Annotated in this window: 17 protein-coding genes and 1 pseudogene; 10 read left to right on the top strand and 8 right to left on the bottom strand. The window is 71.0% G+C overall.

Annotated elements, in window-relative coordinates; genetic code table 11:
* Positions 1–94 precede the first annotated feature (94 nt).
* Positions 95–340, top strand: coding sequence for a hypothetical protein (locus ABD323_RS16805; protein ID WP_344442414.1), 246 nt, complete (start codon positions 95–97; stop codon positions 338–340).
* Between the two features lie 53 nt (positions 341–393).
* Entirely contained in the window at positions 394–588 is a 195-nt protein-coding gene (locus ABD323_RS16800) for a hypothetical protein (RefSeq protein WP_344442413.1), read from the top strand.
* A 157-nt stretch (positions 589–745) separates the two neighbouring features.
* Here the strand turns inward: ABD323_RS16800 and ABD323_RS16795 are convergent, their stop codons facing one another.
* The 5 genes and pseudogenes from ABD323_RS16795 to ABD323_RS16775 form a co-directional block, all read right to left on the bottom strand.
* The gene (locus ABD323_RS16795; RefSeq protein WP_344442412.1) at positions 746–1,171 is read right to left on the bottom strand and encodes a hypothetical protein; all 426 of its coding nucleotides are present in this window, start codon (positions 1,169–1,171) and stop codon (positions 746–748) included.
* Between the two features lie 326 nt (positions 1,172–1,497).
* Positions 1,498–1,980, bottom strand: coding sequence for an Imm21 family immunity protein (locus ABD323_RS16790; protein WP_344442434.1), 483 nt, complete (start codon positions 1,978–1,980; stop codon positions 1,498–1,500).
* A gap of 231 nt (positions 1,981–2,211) precedes the next feature.
* Positions 2,212–2,580, bottom strand: a pseudogene (locus ABD323_RS16785) (ISKra4 family transposase); the annotation flags it as partial.
* A gap of 144 nt (positions 2,581–2,724) precedes the next feature.
* Positions 2,725–3,237 carry a hypothetical protein gene (locus ABD323_RS16780; RefSeq protein WP_344442433.1) on the bottom strand — a complete coding sequence of 171 codons (513 nt, stop codon included), beginning with the start codon at positions 3,235–3,237 and terminating at the stop codon, positions 2,725–2,727.
* A 317-nt stretch (positions 3,238–3,554) separates the two neighbouring features.
* Positions 3,555–4,193 (bottom strand): SMI1/KNR4 family protein, encoded by a 639-nt coding sequence (locus ABD323_RS16775; protein WP_344442411.1) that lies wholly within the window; start codon positions 4,191–4,193, stop codon positions 3,555–3,557.
* Positions 4,194–4,337: 144 nt separating this feature from the next.
* Between ABD323_RS16775 and ABD323_RS16770 the strand changes: the two genes are divergently transcribed.
* The gene (locus ABD323_RS16770) at positions 4,338–4,865 is read left to right on the top strand and encodes a hypothetical protein (RefSeq protein ID WP_344442410.1); all 528 of its coding nucleotides are present in this window, start codon (positions 4,338–4,340) and stop codon (positions 4,863–4,865) included.
* Positions 4,866–4,907: 42 nt separating this feature from the next.
* On the opposite strand, the gene ABD323_RS16765 is transcribed toward ABD323_RS16770, so the two are convergent.
* On the bottom strand, positions 4,908–5,816 hold the full coding sequence (locus tag ABD323_RS16765; RefSeq protein WP_344442409.1) for an ATP-dependent DNA ligase: 909 nt from the start codon (positions 5,814–5,816) through the stop codon (positions 4,908–4,910).
* A 967-nt stretch (positions 5,817–6,783) separates the two neighbouring features.
* Positions 6,784–7,695: a DNA-3-methyladenine glycosylase family protein gene (locus tag ABD323_RS16760; protein ID WP_344442408.1), complete on the bottom strand. Its 912-nt coding sequence runs from the start codon at positions 7,693–7,695 to the stop codon at positions 6,784–6,786.
* Between the two features lie 158 nt (positions 7,696–7,853).
* On the opposite strand from ABD323_RS16760, the gene ABD323_RS16755 reads away from it, so the two are divergent.
* The 3 genes from ABD323_RS16755 (at position 7,854) to ABD323_RS16745 (ending at position 12,941) form a co-directional block, all read left to right on the top strand.
* Positions 7,854–11,294: a DNA polymerase III subunit alpha gene (locus tag ABD323_RS16755; RefSeq protein ID WP_344442407.1), complete on the top strand. Its 3,441-nt coding sequence runs from the start codon at positions 7,854–7,856 to the stop codon at positions 11,292–11,294.
* A complete protein-coding gene (locus ABD323_RS16750) occupies positions 11,291–12,433 on the top strand; it encodes a DNA polymerase Y family protein (protein WP_344442406.1) in 1,143 nt (380 codons plus the stop codon). Before ABD323_RS16755 ends, ABD323_RS16750 begins: the two co-directional genes overlap by 4 nt.
* Positions 12,434–12,524: 91 nt before the next feature.
* On the top strand, positions 12,525–12,941 hold the full coding sequence (locus ABD323_RS16745) for a hypothetical protein (protein ID WP_344442405.1): 417 nt from the start codon (positions 12,525–12,527) through the stop codon (positions 12,939–12,941).
* A 34-nt stretch (positions 12,942–12,975) separates the two neighbouring features.
* Here the strand turns inward: ABD323_RS16745 and ABD323_RS16740 are convergent, their stop codons facing one another.
* A complete protein-coding gene (locus ABD323_RS16740) occupies positions 12,976–13,668 on the bottom strand; it encodes an HNH endonuclease family protein (protein WP_344442404.1) in 693 nt (230 codons plus the stop codon).
* Positions 13,669–14,421: 753 nt separating this feature from the next.
* Here ABD323_RS16740 and ABD323_RS16735 point away from each other — a divergent pair.
* The 4 genes from ABD323_RS16735 to fxsT all read left to right on the top strand — a co-directional run.
* Positions 14,422–14,688: a hypothetical protein gene (locus ABD323_RS16735; RefSeq protein ID WP_344442403.1), complete on the top strand. Its 267-nt coding sequence runs from the start codon at positions 14,422–14,424 to the stop codon at positions 14,686–14,688.
* Positions 14,689–14,876: 188 nt separating this feature from the next.
* Positions 14,877–15,983 (top strand): helix-turn-helix domain-containing protein, encoded by a 1,107-nt coding sequence (locus tag ABD323_RS16730; RefSeq protein WP_344442402.1) that lies wholly within the window; start codon positions 14,877–14,879, stop codon positions 15,981–15,983.
* A 296-nt stretch (positions 15,984–16,279) separates the two neighbouring features.
* Complete coding sequence (locus tag ABD323_RS16725) at positions 16,280–16,726, top strand: hypothetical protein (protein WP_344442401.1); 447 nt, start codon at positions 16,280–16,282, stop codon at positions 16,724–16,726.
* Positions 16,723–19,105: FxSxx-COOH system tetratricopeptide repeat protein (fxsT, locus tag ABD323_RS16720; protein ID WP_344442400.1), on the top strand; the 2,383-nt coding region annotated here is incomplete at its 3' end. The genes ABD323_RS16725 and fxsT, both read left to right, overlap by 4 nt.

The following is a 19,105-nucleotide window of genomic DNA, read 5'->3' as shown; positions in this document are numbered from 1 at the left end:
GCTGGGCGGAACCGCCCCGGCCCGGGCGCTGCCGTGCACGCAATGGTCGGCGAGACAGCTGACGTCAGCTCACCCGTCCCCTACCGTGGTCAGCATGACGATCCAGCTGGAGCTGCCCGAGCAGCTCGAAGAGTACGTCGCCGAGCAGGCCGCCCGAGCCGGCCTGAGCCCGCAGGACTACGTCATCAGGCTCCTGAGCGCGGATCAGTCCGCCGCCGCGGGCACGAGGGAAGCCCGCATCGACCGTGCCGGCGCCCTCGCTTCCGCCGCCTATCGGGCCTGGAACGCCGCCGGCCGACCCGAGGCCGGGGCGCTGACCACCGACGAGGTCTTCGGGTGACCGACCGCCACCCTGCCCGGTACTCCGTCGAGGTCGCGCGCACGATCCGCTCGATGACTGCCGACATCCGCAAGCGCCTGCACATCGCTGTGCAACAGGCCGAGTCCGACCCGCTGAGTTGGCCGCAAGCCGACCGGTACGACCTGGACACCACGGTCCGGGTCATCACCACCGCCGACGCGATCGTGCACTACGCGATCCTGCCCGAGCCCCCTCACCTGTGGGTCTTCGCCGCCCTACTGCTCTGACCACCACAGCACAACAGCTCCGCGCCTCGGTGGGGAAGCCCACACGACAGTCGCTCGCTGCGCCCACCGTCCGAGTGGCGGGCGCCACCAGCACCGCCCTCAGGGCGCGCGCCCAGCGCGCGCGAGCTCGACCAATTCGCCCTACGGTGAGACACCGTCACCCCGACCGCTGGTCGTGCTCCTCGTTCTCGTCGCGCTGGTGGTACTCGGCGAAGATCAGCTCGACCTCAGCGTCGGTGATGGCCTCCAGCGCGGCATCGGTGGCCGGCGCCTGCTCATGCACGTCGTGCCACAGGCAGTGCTCAGCCAAGACACTGGGGTGCGCGTAGGTCGCCTCGTCCCCTTCATCGAGGCTGTACAGCTCCTGCCCGTCGGCGAAGAAGGACAGCAGCCACACGTCCTCGGCCGGCAGCCGCCACAACGGAGCACCGCACTGCGCCGCCGCCTGCTCACGGGTGCGGTCGATCGCGGCCGCCAGATCCGGCCCGCAGTCCGCCCAGCCCGACAGGTCCAAGGTGCGCAGGACCGTTCGGACATGGTTGGCCTCGACCACCACGTGCTCGCCGTACTCGGTCAGTGCCATCAGGCTCCGTTGTGCCGAGAAAGTCGTCAGGCCCCCATGATGGCGTACGGAGGCACGGTCAACGGCCGTTTGGCGACGGCTTCGCCGGCACCCTGACCAGCGGGCGCGCTGGCGGGTGGGGCGTACTGGGTTCGGTCTGGTTCTGAGGGTGAGCGTCGGCGTCGCATCGTGTGCCGCAGTGTCCCAAGTGCCGGGGTCCGCATGTCCGTGTCTGGGTGCCGGGGCACCCTGCGCACGCGCATCATCCCGTCGGCGCCGAGGGCAGCTGGGCCCTGACGTGGGGACCGGCGCGAACAGTCTGGTCCTTCTCTGCACAAAACGTCCGGTCAGGTCATCTCAACGAATCGGTGGACACGAAAGGACGTGAGACGGTCGGGCTCGATGCTTGCCGACTCGACCCGGTAGCGGCCCGCGGGGAGTTCGAGAACGGTGCTGTCCGTGAGTGTCCCAACCTCAGTGCCAAAGTAGGCGGCGTCGAACATGACAAGGCCGCCCGTGGTCTTCAGTACGGGGCCTTCATCCCACTCGGCTGTGGGAAGTCCGGCCAGGACGATGTCAGCGACACCCTCCTCGCCTTCCGCGTAGCACCAACGGACGAGCACTCGGTGCTCGGGAAGGTAGGCGGTGGCGAGCGGTTCATCCCCGAGGACGAGCGCCTCGGCTTCATCAGGAAGATCGAGGACACCAACGAGTTCCACCACCTCGCAGGCTCGGTCGTAGTCGCCCTCCGTTCCCGACCAGTGCGACAGAGCGTCGCGTGGAACCACGATGAACGGGCCGCCCTCCGTCTCCAGCCACGTCAAGGACATACCGCCTCCAGCTCCAAGATCTCCGGTCAGTCGCGACAGCGTAGGCGCCGGATCGGACACCGCAGCCTCGCGCCCGTGGTGGCCGGGGGTGCACGGTGAGGAGTGCGAACGCCACCGGCCCGGGGTGCCGGTTCGCTCGCCCTGGAGCTCCAGCACGTCGGAGACAGCGTCGGTGGTCATCCGGCCTTGCGGGTCGCCGATCGGCTTGCCGTGGCGGGTTATCGGCGGAGCGATGTCGAGGCGGTCCGCGATCAAGTGGCGGCATGCACCTTCGACGGCGCCGGTGGCGATCGGCCAGCCGCCTGCCAGGGCGGTGTCGTAGTGGAGTTGGTCGAGGTGGCCGGTCAGGTAGCGGTGGCAGGCATCGACGGCTTCGCGTCGAGCGGCGAGTAGTTGTTCCCGGTCGGCTTGGGCGGCCATTTCGTCGGCGGCGCGGGCGGCATGGCCTGCGAGGATCGCGGTCAGGTGGTCGGCCGCCCAGGCCTCGGCCTCGGTGGTGCCCGGTTTGTGGAAGGCGTGGGCGGCGGCCCAGACAGATTCGACGACGTGTACGAAGTCCAGCAGCACGTGAACCGTGACGCCGCGTCGGACTGTCCCAGCTCTAGCGCCTCTACCCGGTTCCGGGCAGCCGCCTCGCGGGCTTCCAAGTCCTCGAACGGCGACCCCATCGCACCGCTCCTCTCCCGCTACAACGGTAGAGACGACCGGACCAGGACGGGAGTGGCCGTCCCACGGGAGCGCCGATTAGGGGCGGATGACGATGGTGCTCAGCGTGCCGTCACCCCAGAGCGTGGTACTCATCATCATCTGGCCGTCCAGGGACGCCACTGTGAACTCCGGAACGAAACGATCAGTGAAGTGGGTCGCGAAGCCGCTCCGCAGCAAGTCCACCTCACTTCTCACCAGGTCCCACTCGTCGAGCAGTTGGACTCTGAACCACACCTCGTACGGCTCACGGTCCGAATCGTCCCCAAGGCGCGCGCGGCCGAGCGCGAGCAGGAACTCACGCTTCTCGTCGAGGAGCCCGAACTCCGCGGCCATTCGATGCCAACCCGTATTGACCTTGTCGGCGAAGTCCGAAGCGTCCGGATCGGCGACCTCGTCCGGGTGCGAGTCGAAGCGTCCGTGCTCAGGGCCGGCGCTTGCAGGCGACACGTACTTCGGCAGTGGGGGCAGTCGTACCTCCTGCTGGACTCGCTCGACGAGTCGGAGCCCGGCGGAGGCGAGCAAGTCACTTATCTCAGCATCAGTCAGCATCACGGCAGCACAGTAACCGCAGCTCACGCCACCCTGTCCGGATTTTCTGGCGATCCAACAGAAGCGCCTACCGCCCCTTGATCACAAGCTTCACTCGAAACGAGCCGCACCCATCCGGGATCCCGCCCATGGCCACGCGCTCCAGAGCCTGGATCCAGATGGTCCGCACAGCTCCGCCAGCCGTCCTGGCAGACGCCCTTGGCGTGAACCCTCAGACGGCGATGCGCTACGCCGAGCGAGCCGGAGCGGACTACCTGGGCTACGCGGCCCCGCGAAGTCCCAGGGACCCGAAGATACGTGAGGGGAGCGCCTGACGATCAGGTCGTGGCCCAGCCTTTAACACGCCAGCCTGGCAGTTCCTTGTCCAGCCGCTCCTCGACGATTCGCCGCCAAGGATCCGAGGGATCGTTTTCGGCAACATCAGCCCAGGCATCCTCCGCCATGTCGGGGTCGATGAACAGACTGTCGAGGTAGGCGTCGAAGTCGTCGGCGACCTTGGTGAAGACATGGCTGCCCAGATACCCCGGCCAGGCGATGGCATGGACGAACGCATGGAGCTGGCCGTGAGTGGCCGGGTTCAGATCCAGGAAGAGGGTGTCGCTTCCGCCGTTGCGGGCGATGGGCAGCAGGCCGGTCAGAGACACGTTCTCAGCGAGCCACCCATTGCGACTGTGCCGATACTCGCCCAGGAGAGTTCCCCAGCCGTACTCACCGGCGTCGTCACGGCCCAACTGATAGATGTCTTCGAAGCCCTGGACCGGTTCTGGTTCACAAGCCGGGAAGCGAACCGAGTAGTCCAGCTTCTCCCCGCCAGCGGCTTCCAGGAACGAGCGGTACGCGGGTGGCAGGGGCAGCCCGATCTCCCGTTCGAGCGCGGCGCACTCGCCTGGGTCGAACGGTCTGAACGGACCGCCCACCAGGCGACCCCGATACCAACGCGAGAGCTCCTCGGACACGGACGGATTGTCGCACCCCGCTACGACAGCCCCAAGGCCTACTCACCCCTCACCAACAGCCGTCCTTACCAACAACTGACAGCCAGAGCCGGTCGTCCTTCCTCGAGGGTGTCGCTGTGAGGCCGGCCGGGCAGGCTGCAGCTCATGGCGACGGACGAGGACCTGAGGGCGGCACGACGACTCGTCACCCAGGTGCGGGAGATCGGTCGGGACTCCGGACGCGAACCGCTGCGCGCGGCCCTGCGCTGGCTCACCCGCGGCCGCCTGGGACGCCGCCGCGGCTTCTACGCCGCACCCGAGCTGGGCACACCCTGGCAGGACACTCCCTCGTCCGAGCGGCCCACCTGGCGCTGCCGCGGCGCCTACCTCCACGGCGAGCCCGTCTTCGAGGTCGACTACCGGATCTGCGCCGACTGCCGCCTGGCGTGGGTCGAGCAGCCGGACACCCGCGAGCAGTACCAGCGGCTGGGCTTGGCCACCGCAGGCCTGGCCCAACTGCGCGCCGAACACCCCGGCCTGTCCTGGCACACCCTGGGCGGGCACATGTTCTCCGCCCGGCCCTTCTGGAACACCGTCGGCACCGAGGTCGCCGGCGCCTACCGCCAGCGGGCACTGTGCCCGCACCTGGAGCTACGGGTTCCGGCACCACGTCACCGACGCGGTCCGGTCTGACCCGGACCGATGGGCCGTCACCGACCCCTGCTCGCAGGCCCCTCACATGAGGTCGTCGCGCACGCGGATGTAGCGGGCGGCGGGGTGCCGGCCCCGGGTCAGGTGGACCTCCACCGCCAGCGGGGTATCGAGCGGCTGAACCATCTCGTCCACCTGAGCGTCGTGCGCCGCCGGCCCGGTGAGGAGACCTGCCAGGCGCTCCCCCAGAGCGTGGGCCTGGACCCGGCCCAGCCGCGGGGTGGTGAGCAGCCGCTGCTGCTCGGGAAGTTCGATCAACAACTGGCGGGGTGCGGCAGCCGGGCCGGTGATCCCCACCAGCAGCGCGTCGGCGGTGTCACCGGTGCGGACCTTGACCCAGCGCGCCGATCGGGGCAGGTAGGGGCGGTCCAGCGGCTTGGAGAGCAGGCCTTCGACTCCCGCGGCGGCCATCGCGGTGGGCCAGGTCTGTGCGAGCTCGCGGTCGCGGGTGCCGATCAGTTGCTGGACCGGCGGCTCCACCGGGGCCAGGAACCGCGTCAGAAGAGTGTGCCGCTCGACCAGCGGGAGCGGACGCAGGTCGCGGTGCGGGGGCGCGGCGAGGATGTCGAAGACCGCGTACACGACTGGTGGCCAGAAGTCGTGGTCGCGTCGACGACGGTGGGCAAGGGCGGCAAACTCCATCCGGTGCCCGTCGATGACCGCGCACAGCTCGCCGTCCAGCACCACTCCGGCCGGCAGACGCTCGAGCATCGCGGTCACGTCGGGCGCCATGGCGGACAGGTCGTTGCCTTCCCTGGAGAGCAGCACGACCCGGTCGGCATGACGCCAAGCCGTCACCCGGTATCCGTCCAACTTGGGCTCGTACCAGGCGCCGGCCGGACCCTCGGCGGGTAGCTGCTCGGCCGCGACCGGGCGCACCACCTCGATCGGTGGGCCGAAGGCCAGCGGCTCATCGGCGGTCCCCCTAGTCACGTGCACCCAGGGCGAGTCAGGCGAATCCAGCGGACACGGGTGGAGGGCAGGGCCATGGCCACGAGGGCCCGGGAAGCGGCGTCGGCGTCGGTACGCAGCCTGTCGAACAGCGGCAAAGCCAGCGCGGCGGTTTCCAAGTCCGGATCAGGCTCTGACGTTGCGTTGGTCGGTTCCGGCAAGCCGCCTGGTGCCGGGACGAGCAGCGGGCACAGAGTCCACCCTTCGCGGGGGCTGGACAGCAGAGCGGGGTCGCTGTGTCGGATCACTTGTGCTCAACCGCGGCACGGCGCCCGAAGGCACGGCGCGATGGTGGCGGCTTGGCGCACTTTCGTGAGGCCTGCGGGGCAGGCCCGGTCACAGCCAGGTGCTGGGGTCGGGGATGGCCTCGCGGATGATCCGCACGGCTGCACTGGCCCGAGCTGGCCGCCGTCCGAGCCGATCCAGGTGCACACGGTGATGAGCCGATCCTGAAGTGCCGCCTGCCGGATATTCGGCGGTGTCTGCTCCCACAGGGGACGGGTGGCGAGTGCGCCACTGCCGCGGTGGGCGGCCATCACGTGAAGGACGGCGGAGGTGAGGGGGTCGGCCGTCCGCGCGATCTGGCGGGTGTGTTCGATGTGCTGCTGCTCGGACAGGCCGGACAGGGCGTGGGCGGGCCTCGAGGAGAGCTGGCCGAGCAGGACCAGCGCCGCCCTGCCAGAGCGCGTCGTCGGCCCGCCGGGCGAGTTCGACCACCAGGTCGCGCCCGGGCGCCGCCGAGCCTGTGCGCACGGTGGCCTCGACCGCGGGGCCTCGACGAGGTCCTCGACGCCTGGCCGACCAGGCGCGGCGGGGACCGCGGTGCCGGGCCGCGGGGCGTCGCGCCCGGCGTCCGACGACGGTGGGTTGGTCACGGTCTGACCGTACGGCCAGCGGCCGGCCGGCGTCCGGCGAGCCTCGGGTGAGGGTGTCGCGGGCGTGGGTGCGGTCATCGGACGCGGTGGTCCTCGGGCGTCAGGCGGGGGCCGAAGCGCGGCGCCCGGGTGCCGGTGAGTGCGATGAGCCGGCAGACGCGGTGGCGTTGCCCGGTGTAGGGGGCGAGGAGCTCGAGCATCTGCTCGTCGGTGCTGCGCGGGCGGCCGGCCAGCGCCCAGCCGACGTGGTTGGCCAGGTGGTAGTCGCCCACCGAGACGGCGTCGGGGTCGCCGTTGCAGCGCTGCAGGGTCTCGGCCGCGGTCCAGGGGCCGATGCCGGGCAGCAGGGTCAGGCGGGTGACGGCGGCGTCGTGGCCCATGGCGGAGGCTTCTTCCAGGCGCGGGGCGAGGCGCACCGCGCGCTGCACGGTGTCGGCCCGCTTGGGGTCCACACCTGCGCGGTGCCACTCCCAGGACGGGATGAGCGCCCACTCGCGTGCCGAGGGCACCGCCCGCAGCTCGGGCAGCGGACCGGGTGCGGGAGTGCCGAAGCGGGTGAGCAGGTAGCGCCAGGAGCGGTGCGCCTCCAGCACGGTGACCTTCTGCTCGATGACTGCGGGGATGAGCGACTCCAGGACCAGACCGCTGGCTCCCTGCCGTAGTCCGGGGTGGCGGCGTTGGACCTCGCGCAGCGCCGGGTGCTGCAGCACCCGGGCGGTGGGGTCGTCGCCGGCGCCGAGCAGCAGCGGCAGCCGTTCGAGGAGCCAGTCGGCGCCCGGGCCCCAGGCGGTGGCGTCGATCTCGGTGCCGGCCGCCGTGATGCGCAGGGTGCCGATCCCGGCGGGTGTGCGCGAGGCCCGCCAGAACGAGCCGTCCGGCGTGGTGTGGAAGGCGGGGTCGCGCGGGCCGTGGCGCAGCGGGAGCAGGACGCGTGCGAGGTCGAGCGGGAAGTCGGGCCGCCACCGACGGTGCCGTGCCGTGTCCATGCGCCCCCCGGGTTCGGTGCTCGGTCTGACCTGCGTTCGGCACGTACTCTACGTGACCGACAATGGGTTCGAACAAATAATCGAACACGCGCTAGGCTGGTGAGACGGAGGGGAAACCGGGACGAGGCGATGGGGGTCGTTATGAGGAGGCGACCAGTGTGTTTACCCATCTGCACGTCGCCTCCGGCTACTCGGTGCGCTACGGCGCCTCCCTGCCCGGCGCGCTGGCCGAGCGGGCCGCCGAGCTGAACCTGGGCGCCCTCGCGCTCACTGACCGTGACACTGTCGCAGGTGCGGTGCGGTTCGCGCAGGCCTGCGCCAGGGCCGGGATCCGGCCGCTGTTCGGCGCCGACCTGGCGGTGCCCCGCCTGCAGCTGCCGGCCGGCGCGGCCGGTGCGCGGCCGCGCAACCCCGCGCGCGGCGGCGCGTTCGTCGACGAGTCCGCCCCGCGCATCACCCTGCTGGCCCGCGACCGCACCGGCTGGGCGAACCTGTGCTCGCTGATCACCGCCGCCTGGGCCGCGCGCGCCGCGGCCGGCGGCGGCCAACCGGTCGTGCCCTGGCCCGCCCTGCAGCAGCACGCCGCCGGCCTGACCGCCCTGCTGGGCCCCGCCTCCGAACCGATCCACGCCCTCGCGCAGGGCCGGCCCGACAAAGCCACCGACCTCCTCGCCCCCTGGCGCGACATCTACGGCCCCCACCTGCGCCTGGAAGCCGTCCACCACCGCCGCACCGGCACCCGACCCGGCTCACTGCGCCTGGCCGCCCGCACCGTGGGCCTGGCCGCCGACCTCGACCTCCTCGCGGTGCTCACCAACGCGGTCCGCTACGCGACCCCCGGCCAGGCGCCGATCGCGGACGTCCTGGACTCCGCCCGCCGACTCACCCCCATCCGGCCCGGCGCGGTGGACAACGGCGAGCGCTGGCTGAAGGACCCCGCGGCGATGGAGGAGCTCGCTGAGGAGGTCGCACGGGCGGCCGGCCGGGATAGCGGCGGGGCGGCGCACCTGCTGGCCACCACCGCCCGCACCGCCGGCGACTGCCGCCTCGACCCGCAGGCCGACCTCGGCATCGGGCGCGTGCACTTCCCCGAGGAGGACCAGATCGGCGCCGCCCCGGGCACCAGCGCCCGCGTGCTGCGCGAACGCTGCCAGGCGGCGATGATCCGCCACGGCTACGACCGCAGCCCCACCATGAACGGACGCCTGCAGGAGGAGCTCCGTGTCATCCAGACCCTCGGCTGGCCCACCTACTTCCTGACCGTGGCCCAGGTCGTCGACGACGTCCGCGAGATGGGCATCCGCGTGCAGGCCCGCGGGTCCGGCGCCGGCAGCCTGGTCGTCCACCTGCTCGACATCTCCTTCGCGAACCCCCTCGACCACGGCCTGATCATGGAGCGGTTCCTGAACCTGCGCCGCCACTCGCTGCCCGACATCGACGTGGACGTGGAGTCCGCCCGCCGCCTGGACGTCTACCGGCGCATCCTGGAGCGGTTCGGCACCGAGCGGGTCTGCACCCTGTCCATGCCGGAGACCTACCGGGTCCGCTGGGCGGTGCGCGACGCCGGCCTGGCGCTCGGCATGCCACCGGAGGAGGTCGACCGCCTGGCCAAGGCCTTCCCGCACATCACCGCCCGCTCCGTCCGCACCGCGCTCGCCGAACTCCCCGAACTGCGCGAGGTCGCCGCCCAGGGCGAACGGTACGACCGACTCTGGGACCTGGTCGAAGGCCTCGACGCCCTACCCCGCGGCACCGCCATGCACCCCTGCGGCGTCATCCTCTCGGATGCCACCCTGCTGCAGCGCACCCCCGTCATGCCCACCGCCCAGGACGGCTTCCCCGGCACCCCCTTCGACAAGGAGGACGTCGAGATCGACGGCCTGGGCCTGCTCAAACTGGACGTCCTGGGCGTGCGGATGCAGTCCTCCATGGCCTACGCCGTCCAGGAGATCGAACGCACCACCGGCCACCGGATCGACCTGGACGACCGCACCCAGGTCCCACTCACCGACCCCGCCGCCTACGAACTCCTGCGCGAAGGCGAGAGCATCGGCGTCTTCCAACTGGAGTCCCCCGGCCAGAAGGAACTCCTCGGCCGACTCCAACCCACCACCTTCGAGGACCTGGTCGCCGAGATCTCGCTGTTCCGCCCCGGCCCGGTCCAGGCCGACATGATCCGCCCCTTCATCGCCGGCCGCCACGGCACCGCGCCCGTGCGCTACCCCCACCCCGACCTCGAGCCATGGCTGCGCTCCACCTACGGGGTGGTCATCTTCAACGAACAGGTCGCCGGCCTGTTCACCACCATGACCCGCACCGACCTGGGCATGGGGGAGGAGGCCCGCCGGGCGCTCGCCAAGCCGGAGCGGATCGCGGCCCTGGAGGCCTGGTACCGCCGGCGGTCCGCGGCCGCCGGCTACCGGCCGGAGGTCATCGACCGGGTCTGGACGATGCTGGAGAACATGGGCGCCTACGGCTTCGCCAAGGCCCACGCCGTGGCGTTCGCGCTGCCGACCCTGCAGTCCGCCTGGTTGAAGGCGCACCACCCGGCCGCGTTCGCCGCCGGCCTGCTGGAGCACGACCCGGGCATGTACCCCAAGAGGTACATCCTGGCCGACGCCCGGCGCCGCGGCGTGCCGATCCTGCCGCTGGACGTCCAGCACTCGGACGCCCGCTACCGCACCGAACCGCTGCCCGATGGCCGGCTCGGCATCCGCATCTCCACCTCCGAGGTGCACGGCATCAGCACCGAGCAGGCCGAACGCATCGCCGGCAACCGCCCCTACCTCGACATCGGAGACTTCTGGGTCCGCGCCCGCCCCTCCCAGCCCGTCGCCGAGCGCCTGGCCCGCATCGGCGCCCTGGACGCGCTCGCCCCTGGAACAGCCCGCCGTGACCTGCTCCTGCAACTCGACGAGCTCCACCGCCAGCACGCGAGCACCACCATCCCCGAGCAGATGCTGCTGACCCAGGTCACCGCACCGGCCGGCGACAGTGGCCTGCCCACGACGACACCCAGCGAGCAGACACGGGCCGAGCTGGAGGTCATCGGCATGGACGCCTCCCGCCACCTGATGGAGCCCTACCACCCGCTCCTCGCCGAACTCGGCGTCACCCCCTCCCACCGACTGAAGGACGTGCCGACCGGGGAGACGGTCCTGGTGGCCGGCGCCAAGATCGCCATCCAGACCCCGCCGATGCGCTCGGGCCGGCGCACCATCTTCGTGTCCCTGGACGATGGCAGTCAGGGGGGCCAGGTCGACCTCGCCTACTTCGACGACACCCACGACCAGGCCGCCTACCCGCTCTTCCACACCTTCGTCCTGCTCGCCCGCGGCACCGTCTCCCGCCGCGGCCGATCCGCCACCATCGTCGGCACCCACGCCTGGAGCCTGACCGACATCGCCAACGCCCACCACCAAGGGGGCACCGCCGCGGTGCGGCGCCTGCTCGCCGGCGAATCCGCCCTGGCCAGCACCGGACCCGTCGGCGCGGCCGATCCGGCCCCCGCGCACCGCGGTGACAAGCCGCCAGGACCGGCGAGCGCGCCGGCAGGAGCCAGCCGGTTGTTCCATGCGAGCCAGGGGAGCGCAGGATGACCGCGGGCGGCAGGCAGGTGATCCTGCACTGGCGCTTCCACCGCGTCAGCTTCGCGATCTACCGGGAGCTGTTCACGGTGCTCGGCGACACTACCCCCGTCGTCCAGGCCCTGCCGCCCGACGGCGCGCTCCTCGAGCTGGCTGGCGCCGTCCGCTACTTCGGGCAGTCCCCGGTGGAGCTCGCCGACCGACTCCAGACCCGGCTCGCCGCCCGCTACGGCCTGGTCACCACCGGCGGGATCGGGCCGAATCGGATGCTGGCCACCCTGGCCGCCGACATCGCAACGCCCGGCACCGTCCACCCGCTGCCTCAAAACCCCGCCGACCTGCAGACCTTCCTGTGGAGCCGTCAGGTGCGGGCCCTGCCCGGGGTCGGCCCCGCGCTGGAGCGCTCCCTGACCTGGTACGGGATCGAGACGATCGGCGACCTGGCCGCTCTTCCACTCGCGACCGTGCAGCGGATCGTCGGCGCGCCCACCGGCCGCCTCCTGCACGAGCGCGCCCGCGGCACCGACCGGCGCACCGTCACCCCGGCCGGACCACCGGCCACCCTCACCAGCACCCACCGCTTCGACCACGACGTCCTCGACCCGGCCGAGGTACGCCGTGCCCTGCTCAGCGCTGCCACCGACCTCGGCGCCAGGCTCCGCAGCTCCGGCCAGATCGCCCGCATCGTCGAGCTGCAGATCACCTGCGCCGACCGCTCTACCATCACCCGCTCACGCACCCTGCGAGAACCCACCGCCCGCACAGCCGAGCTGCAGCAGACGCTGTACGGCCTGTTCTCCGCCCTCGGGCTGCAACGAGCACGCGTGCGGGCGGTGAGCGCCCGAGCCGGCGAACTCGCCCACCGCGCCGGCACGGCCGAGCAACTCACCTTCGACCGCGCCATCGAGGACGCCCGCACCCTCGAGCCGATCATCGACCGCATCGGCCGCCGCTTCGGAGTCACCAGCCTGCGCCCAGCCGCCCTCGCCTCTCCCAAGCAGCGCCCACAGCCTTCCCACGACGCAACCGGGGACCGGCCATCCCCGAGGCCGGCATTGACCCGAACGCCAGCAGGGCGCCCAGCAACGCCGGGTCCGGCACCCACCGCGCCAGGTTCCCGAACGCCAGACGAGGTGCTGGTCGTGATGTGACCCGCCCGCTGCTCCGCCCGGGGCGCCCACTCGGCGCGCCGCCCGGAGCGGACCCCAACCGTCGCCCGACTCGACCCTAGGATCCGAGACCATGTCCGAAGACCAGCCCCTGCCCGAAGACCTCATCGACCTGCAGCGTGCGCGCGGCGCCGCCCGGCGAGCCCTGGACGTTCACGCGTGGGAGATGACGCTGGCCCGGCGCGCGGCCGCCGCAGCTGCCGGCGCCGGCGTCCAGGAGCAGCCGTGGCGCGAGGAGGACCTGGCCCGCGAGGTCGAGCTGCGCGGTGTCTACAGGACCACGGTCGCAGCGATCGCAGCGCACCCGGTGATGGTCCAGGCCGCGGCCGAGCGCCGCGGCTGGGCGGTCGAGGAGAAGCTGCGCGCGCTCGCCCCGACCCCTGAGATCGTGGTGGTGCTCGATGAGGAGCTGGGTCGCGAGGTGGTGGAGGTCCGGATCGCCGGCGTGGCCGTGGAGCGAAACGGTGCGCCGCTGAACCCGGTGGCGTAGGCGACCCGGACGACTCCTGGATCGGGTCGTTGGGTCAGCGGGCCAGTTCGAGGGTGATCGGCTCGTTCGCGCAGCCGGCGGCGAGCTGGTGGAGGCGGTCCTTCTCCGCGGCGTCGACGGTCAGGCCCCAGCGGGTCTTGTCGACGGTCCAGTCGGTGATGTACGTGCAGACGTAGCTGGGCATGGGGAGCCAGTCGGTGACGTCCTTGTCGGCCTTCTGGCGGTTGGAGCGGGCGGTGACGGCGATCAGGTCGCGGTCCTCGCCCAGGTCGTTGGCGTAGGCCTCGCGCTCCTGGGGGCTCCAGGCGGAGGCGCCGGAGTCCCAGGCCTCGGCGAGCGGGACCAGGTGGTCGACGTCCAGGGCGCCGGAGTCGGTGACGGTGACACCGTCGTAGGCGGAGTACCAGCGGCCGCCGGTCAGTGAACAGCCCGGCCCGACCGTGGGGGCCTCCACCGCCTCGGCGATGATCACTTCCTTACGGGTGTTGCAGCCGTCCTTGTCGGCATCGATCCAGTGCCGGAAAGCGGTGCGGACGTAGCCGGTGCGGTCCTCCGGAGCGATGGGTAGTGCCTCGATCCCGTCGTACAGGGTGGTGTTGACGACCCGTCCGGGGGAACGGTGGCCGTGGGCCGCCGCGGCGGAGGCGGGCGTGGTGGTGAGACCCGCCAAGAGCGCCGTGGCGAGAGCGAGCAGGATGGCGGGTCGCAGAACGCGAGCGATGATCATGGCACCGTTCGTAGCAGCACGGCGACGGAGCCTGACGGTTCGTCACTCGTGGGTGGGCCAGCCCGACGCCAGGGTGACGCTCCGTTGTACGGGGCCCGCGCACTTCGGGGTCGGCTCGGCGGCTTCGGACGGCGACATCTCGACGGTGCCTGGCCCGCCGACTCGTCCGGGGCCGCCCTGCTGGCCCTGAATGTCCAGCGCCCCACCCCAATCCACCGTGAGAGGGCCGGACCTCCCCGCAGTGGAGTCTTGCTTGGTAGATGTGGGGCAGCCGGCTGTAGATAGGCACTGGTTGATTTGGTGGGACTACGTGGGATCAGTTGAGTCATAGCCGACTTGGCCCATGGAGCCGATGTGTTGACGCGCAGGCGCATTGTGCGCGCTGTCAACGTTGTGAACTGCTACGGGTGTTCTTGCCGTGGTGCCAGTAGGTCCAGTCGTGGACTCGGAGGGACGATGGCCGGGCAGCGGACACGGAAATTTATCTATCGTCCGTCTTGACAGATCGAACCGATCCCACAACGCGAAAGGAAAAGTTAGAATAATGGCATCGAAGGATCGATATTCGATCGAACCTGAATGATTTTGATCGACTTGTTCGAATATGAACGTGGGTACGTCAATTAAGCCGATGAGTGGTTAACGGGCCCGGGTGATCCCGCTGTAGTGTCGCGCATACGGAGAGCCCCGGCGGGCCTCAGAAACCGAATGCCGGGGCTCTACCACAACACTTATCGATCAAGGAGCTCGCGTATGAGTCCTGACCGGAACCAGTGCCTGCCCATGGTGCACGGGCAAGCTGGTGTCACCGAACCTAACATGCCTGCCCGGATCGCCAGGGGGGCCGGCAAGGCCGTTGACATCCGGGTACTTTTGAAAGGTGGCCTGCTTGTGGCGATTGCCGGTATTTCCTCGCTGCTCTGGCACAGTGCAGCCTCCGGCCTCGGGACGGCCAGCGTGATGTGGGCGGCTGGCCGAATTGCCAACCGCTCCTACATCTACCTGGAACGTCGTATGTGAAGTCGGACCGTCGGTCACCCTCTCGCGCACGATGGCGCGAGGGGAGTGGCCAGCGACCGTTTCCCGGCGGTGCTGCCAGCCCTGCGGGGAATTCGTACGCCCCGACAAGATTGCTGGCCTCTTCGCAACGAAACCCGGCCGCTAGGTCTCACCCGTTCGCGGGACCTGCGGCCTTCCAAGGACGGGAAATGACCAAGGAACCTGCCACCGGCAGGCACCTGGAGTGCGAGCAGTGCCTCAAACCCTTCACGCGCGCGGCCAAGAGGGGCCGGCTGCCGCGCTTTTGCAGCGCGCGCTGCCGTGCGGCAGCCCACCGTGCTGCCCCTCAGGCCCCGCAGCCCGAGCAGGCAATGCTGTACGACCGCGTGGTCCGCCAGCTCACTGAGACACTGGCTGACCATGCCAAGCGCCTGCGCAACATCGCGAAGTCCACCGACCCGCGGATCAGCGACTACGCCGAACTCGAAGCGGTAGGCGCCCTGAGTAGGGAGCTGGAGGACACCGTCATGGCGATCGTCCTTCAGGCTCGGGGCAGGGACATTCGCTGGGCGGACATCGCCAAGGTCTTGGGTGTCAGCACCGAAACCGCCCGCAGCCGTTGGGCGGAGGAACGCGGGGCCCGGCTCGTCCACCGCCGCAGCGAGCGCCGACGCCCGAGTCCAAGCCCGTCCCTCGTCCACAACACCGGCAGACGCCGACGCGCCAGCGATGACACCCAGCCCCCCGAAGCCCGGCTCGCCAGCGCCCTGTCACACGTCCAGCGCGCCTCTGGCAAGACCATGCGCGGGCTGGCAACTGAGGCTCGCGTCTCCCCCTCGTATGTCTCCCGCATGCTCGCCGGCACACGAACCCCGGGCTGGGATATTGTCAGCCGTTTCGCGATGGCCTGCGGCGTGGACCACCAACCTCTACGCGTCCTGTGGGAGGAAGCCCACGGGCATAGGGCATCCCGCCCGTTCTTCGCTGGCCGCCCCCAGGCCGAAGCCCAAGCCCGCGCCGACCTTACGGCCGCTCTGCAAGGCCTCTATCTTGCAGCCCACCAGCCCGACCCGGCCGCCCTTGCCCGCACCTGCGCGAGCCTCACTGCAGACCAGGTCGCCGCCATCCTCGACGGAACCCACTTCTCGTGGCCTGACATCGCCACCCTTGTTACCACCCTGAACGGCCGACCCGACACCATCAAGTCCCTCTGGGAATGCGTCCAACTCGCCCAAAATCCCTGCTGGACACCCGAAAACCCACAGCTGGCCACTGCTCAGGCTCAGGCCACGACCCTCCCTGCGGACAGCTTTTGATGGCTGAGTGGCTGTTGAGGGCAGGCTCCGGGCCCGCCGTCCGCTCTGCCTTCGCCGCTGCCTCCTTGGCGAGCACGTAGTCCTTGGCGATGCCGAGCGCCGCCAGCAACTCCTGCTGTTCCTCCGACAATCTGGACCACCCGGCCAGCGCGCTGGACGAGCACCCATCGGCCGAGCTGATCGCCTTGACGCTTCGGTGCCCTTGATGGAAGTCGGTTGTTTGGGGTGTGGTGGAAGGGGGGCGGGTACTACCGTCTGACGTGTTGTCAGTGTGTCCGGGTGGAGGGGGTCGGGACATGGTTCCGGGCGTTGAGATCGTGGTTGGTTACGTGTTCGCGTGGGCCGTGCGGAAGGCCGGGCGGATCGCGGGTCGGTTGGACGGGGAGGTCGACCGGGCGGTGGACGCGGGTATGGACCGGCTGCACGAGGTGGTCGGGGCGAAGCTCGGGCAGGATCCGGCCCTCGGGATGGTCGTCGAGGAGGCGACCGCAGGCCGCGAGGAGCTCACGGAGCGCACACACCGCCGGCTGACGGATTCGCTGGAGGAGGCCACCGAGCGGGATCCGGGCTTCGCCGAGGCGTTGGCAGAGATCGTTGCGCACCTGCAGTCTCTCCAGGCCGACCGCGACGCCGACACCGCGGACGGGGCGGGTGACCGGATCAACTTCTCCCACGGCACGTTCAACGGCCCCGTACAGGGCAAGGGCGTCCAGCACATCCACTACGGCACCAAGCCGCAGTGACGGGGCAGCACCCGCAGCCCGGGTCCGGCACCGGCCCGGTTGGCGACCACCTCGAGTTCCGTTCCGGCGGCGGCTTCCACGGCCCGGTCCTGGGCAAAGGCACCCAGAACGTCTACTACCCCGCCGCTGCCCAGACCCGCGCACCGTGGCCGCACCAGGTGGGCATGATCCCGCCCACCGCAGCGAGCTTCCAGGACCGCACCGAGCGGGCAAGGCTGCGCCGGGTGCTGGCGGCCGGCGGGACGGCGGAGGTAGAGGGCGCCCGCGCGGCCGCGGGTGGGGTGCTGTCGGGGATGGGCGGGGTCGGCAAGACCCAGCTCGCCGCAGACTACGCCCGCACCGCCTGGCAGGCGGGAGAACTGGACGTTCTCGTGTGGGTGACCGCGACCAGCCGCCAGGCGGTCGTGGCCCGCTACGCCCAAGCCGCCGCCGAACTCCTGGCCGCGGACCCCGCCGACCCCGCCGCCGCTGAGGCATTCCTGGCCTGGCTGGAGCCCGCTCCCCAGCGGCCGTGCCGCTGGCTGGTGGTCCTGGACGACATCACCGACCCCGAGGACCTGGACGGCCTGTGGCCGCCCGCCGTGCCGCCCACCGGCCGGATCCTGGCGACCACCCGCCGCAAAGACGCCGCCCTGACAGGCCACCGACGCCACCTGATTGAGGTCGGCCTGTTCACTCCCACCGAGGCCATCGCCCACCTCACCGACGCCCTCGCAGACCGCGGGCGGACCGAACCCGCCGACCAGCTCGCCGCCCTCGCTGCCGACATCGGCCACCTTCCGCTCGCCCTGGCCCAGGCCGCCGCCTACCTCATCGACACCAAGACCAACTGCGCTGAATACCGCGAGCGCCTGGCCGACCGCGCGGCGCGCCTCGCCGACGCCGCGCCCAAGCGACTGCCGGACGGGCACCCCCACACAGCAGCGACTGCGTGGGAGCTGTCGATCGAAAGGGCCGATGCGATGCCGCCGGCGGGGCTGGCTCGCCCGATGCTGGAGCTGGCCGCGTTCCTGGACCCGAACGGCATCCCCCAGGCGGTCCTGACCGACGAGGTCGTCCTCGCCCACCTCACCGCCCACCGCGACTACACCGGCCGCCACACCACCACCGGCCAGCCGGTCGGCGCCGTCGAGGCGGCGGACGCGCTGGGGACACTGGACCGGCTAAGCCTGATCACCCACACCCCCGAGCACCCGAGCGCCTCCGTCCGCGTCCACCAACTCCTCCAGCGCGCCGTCCGCGACACCATCACCCCCGACCAGTACCAGCGGCTCGCAGGCACCGCTGCCGACGCCCTGACGGCGGCCTGGCCAGAAGTGGAACGCGACACCGCTCTCGCCGGAGCCCTGCGCGCCAACACCGCCGCACTACGGGACTGCGCCGAAGAGCATCTGCTCAAGGCCGCGGCGCATCCGGTGCTGTTCCGCGCCGGGCGCAGCCTCGGTGACAGCGGCCAGGTCGCGGCAGCCCGCGACTACTTCGACCCGCTCGTCGCGACCGCGGCCCGAAACCTCGGGCCAGAGCATCCGGACACACTCAAGGCCCGCTACGAACACGCCCGGTGGCAGGGGGAGGCCGGCGACGCAGCCCGCGCCGCGACCGCGCTCACCGCACTGGGCGACGACCAGACCCGGGTGCTGAGCCCGAATCACCCCGACACCCTCGTTACCCGCCGACAACTCGCCCAGCTACGAGGCGAAGCGGGCGACGCCCCCGGCGCCGCCGCCGACCTCACCGAACTCCAGGCCCGCGCAACAAACATCCTGGGCACCGACCACCCCGACACCCTCCACACCCGCCACCAGCTCGCATGGTGGCGAGGCGAGGCCGGCGACGCCGCCGGCGCCACCACCGTGCTCACCCACCTCCTAGACGACCGGCTACGCCTGCAAGGCCCAGCGCACCACGACACCCTCGACACCCGTGCCGCGCTCGCGCACTGGCGAGGCCAGGCCGGAGACCCGGCCGGCGCGGTCGCCGCCCTCGACGAACTGCAGGACGACGCGCTGAGAATCCTCGGCCCCCACCACCCCGGCGTCCTACTCGCCAGGCACATGCTCGCCTACTGGCGCGGCGAGACAGGCGATGCCGCCGGCGCCGCAGCAGCACTCGCAGAACTCGTGAAGGACCAGATCCAGGTGCTGGGGCCGGACCACCCCCAGACACTCAACGCCCGTGACAACGCGTCCTACTGGCGGTCGGCTGCGGGTGATGCGGCGGGAGCCGCGCCTGCCCTTGCTGAGCTGGTCGCGGATCGGGTGCGTGTGTTGGGGTCGGACCATCCGGACACCCTTAGCACCCGGCATGGCGCTGCCTACTGGCGGGGTAGGGCGGGTGATGCGGCGGGTGCCGCGGCCGCGTTCACTGGGCTGGTTGCGG

Origin of the sequence: Kitasatospora nipponensis, assembly GCF_039528135.1 — a bacterium.
In the GTDB taxonomy this organism is placed as follows: domain Bacteria; phylum Actinomycetota; class Actinomycetes; order Streptomycetales; family Streptomycetaceae; genus Kitasatospora; species Kitasatospora nipponensis.
Note: the sequence above shows the minus strand (reverse complement) of the source record. Positions and strands in the feature narration are given on the sequence as shown.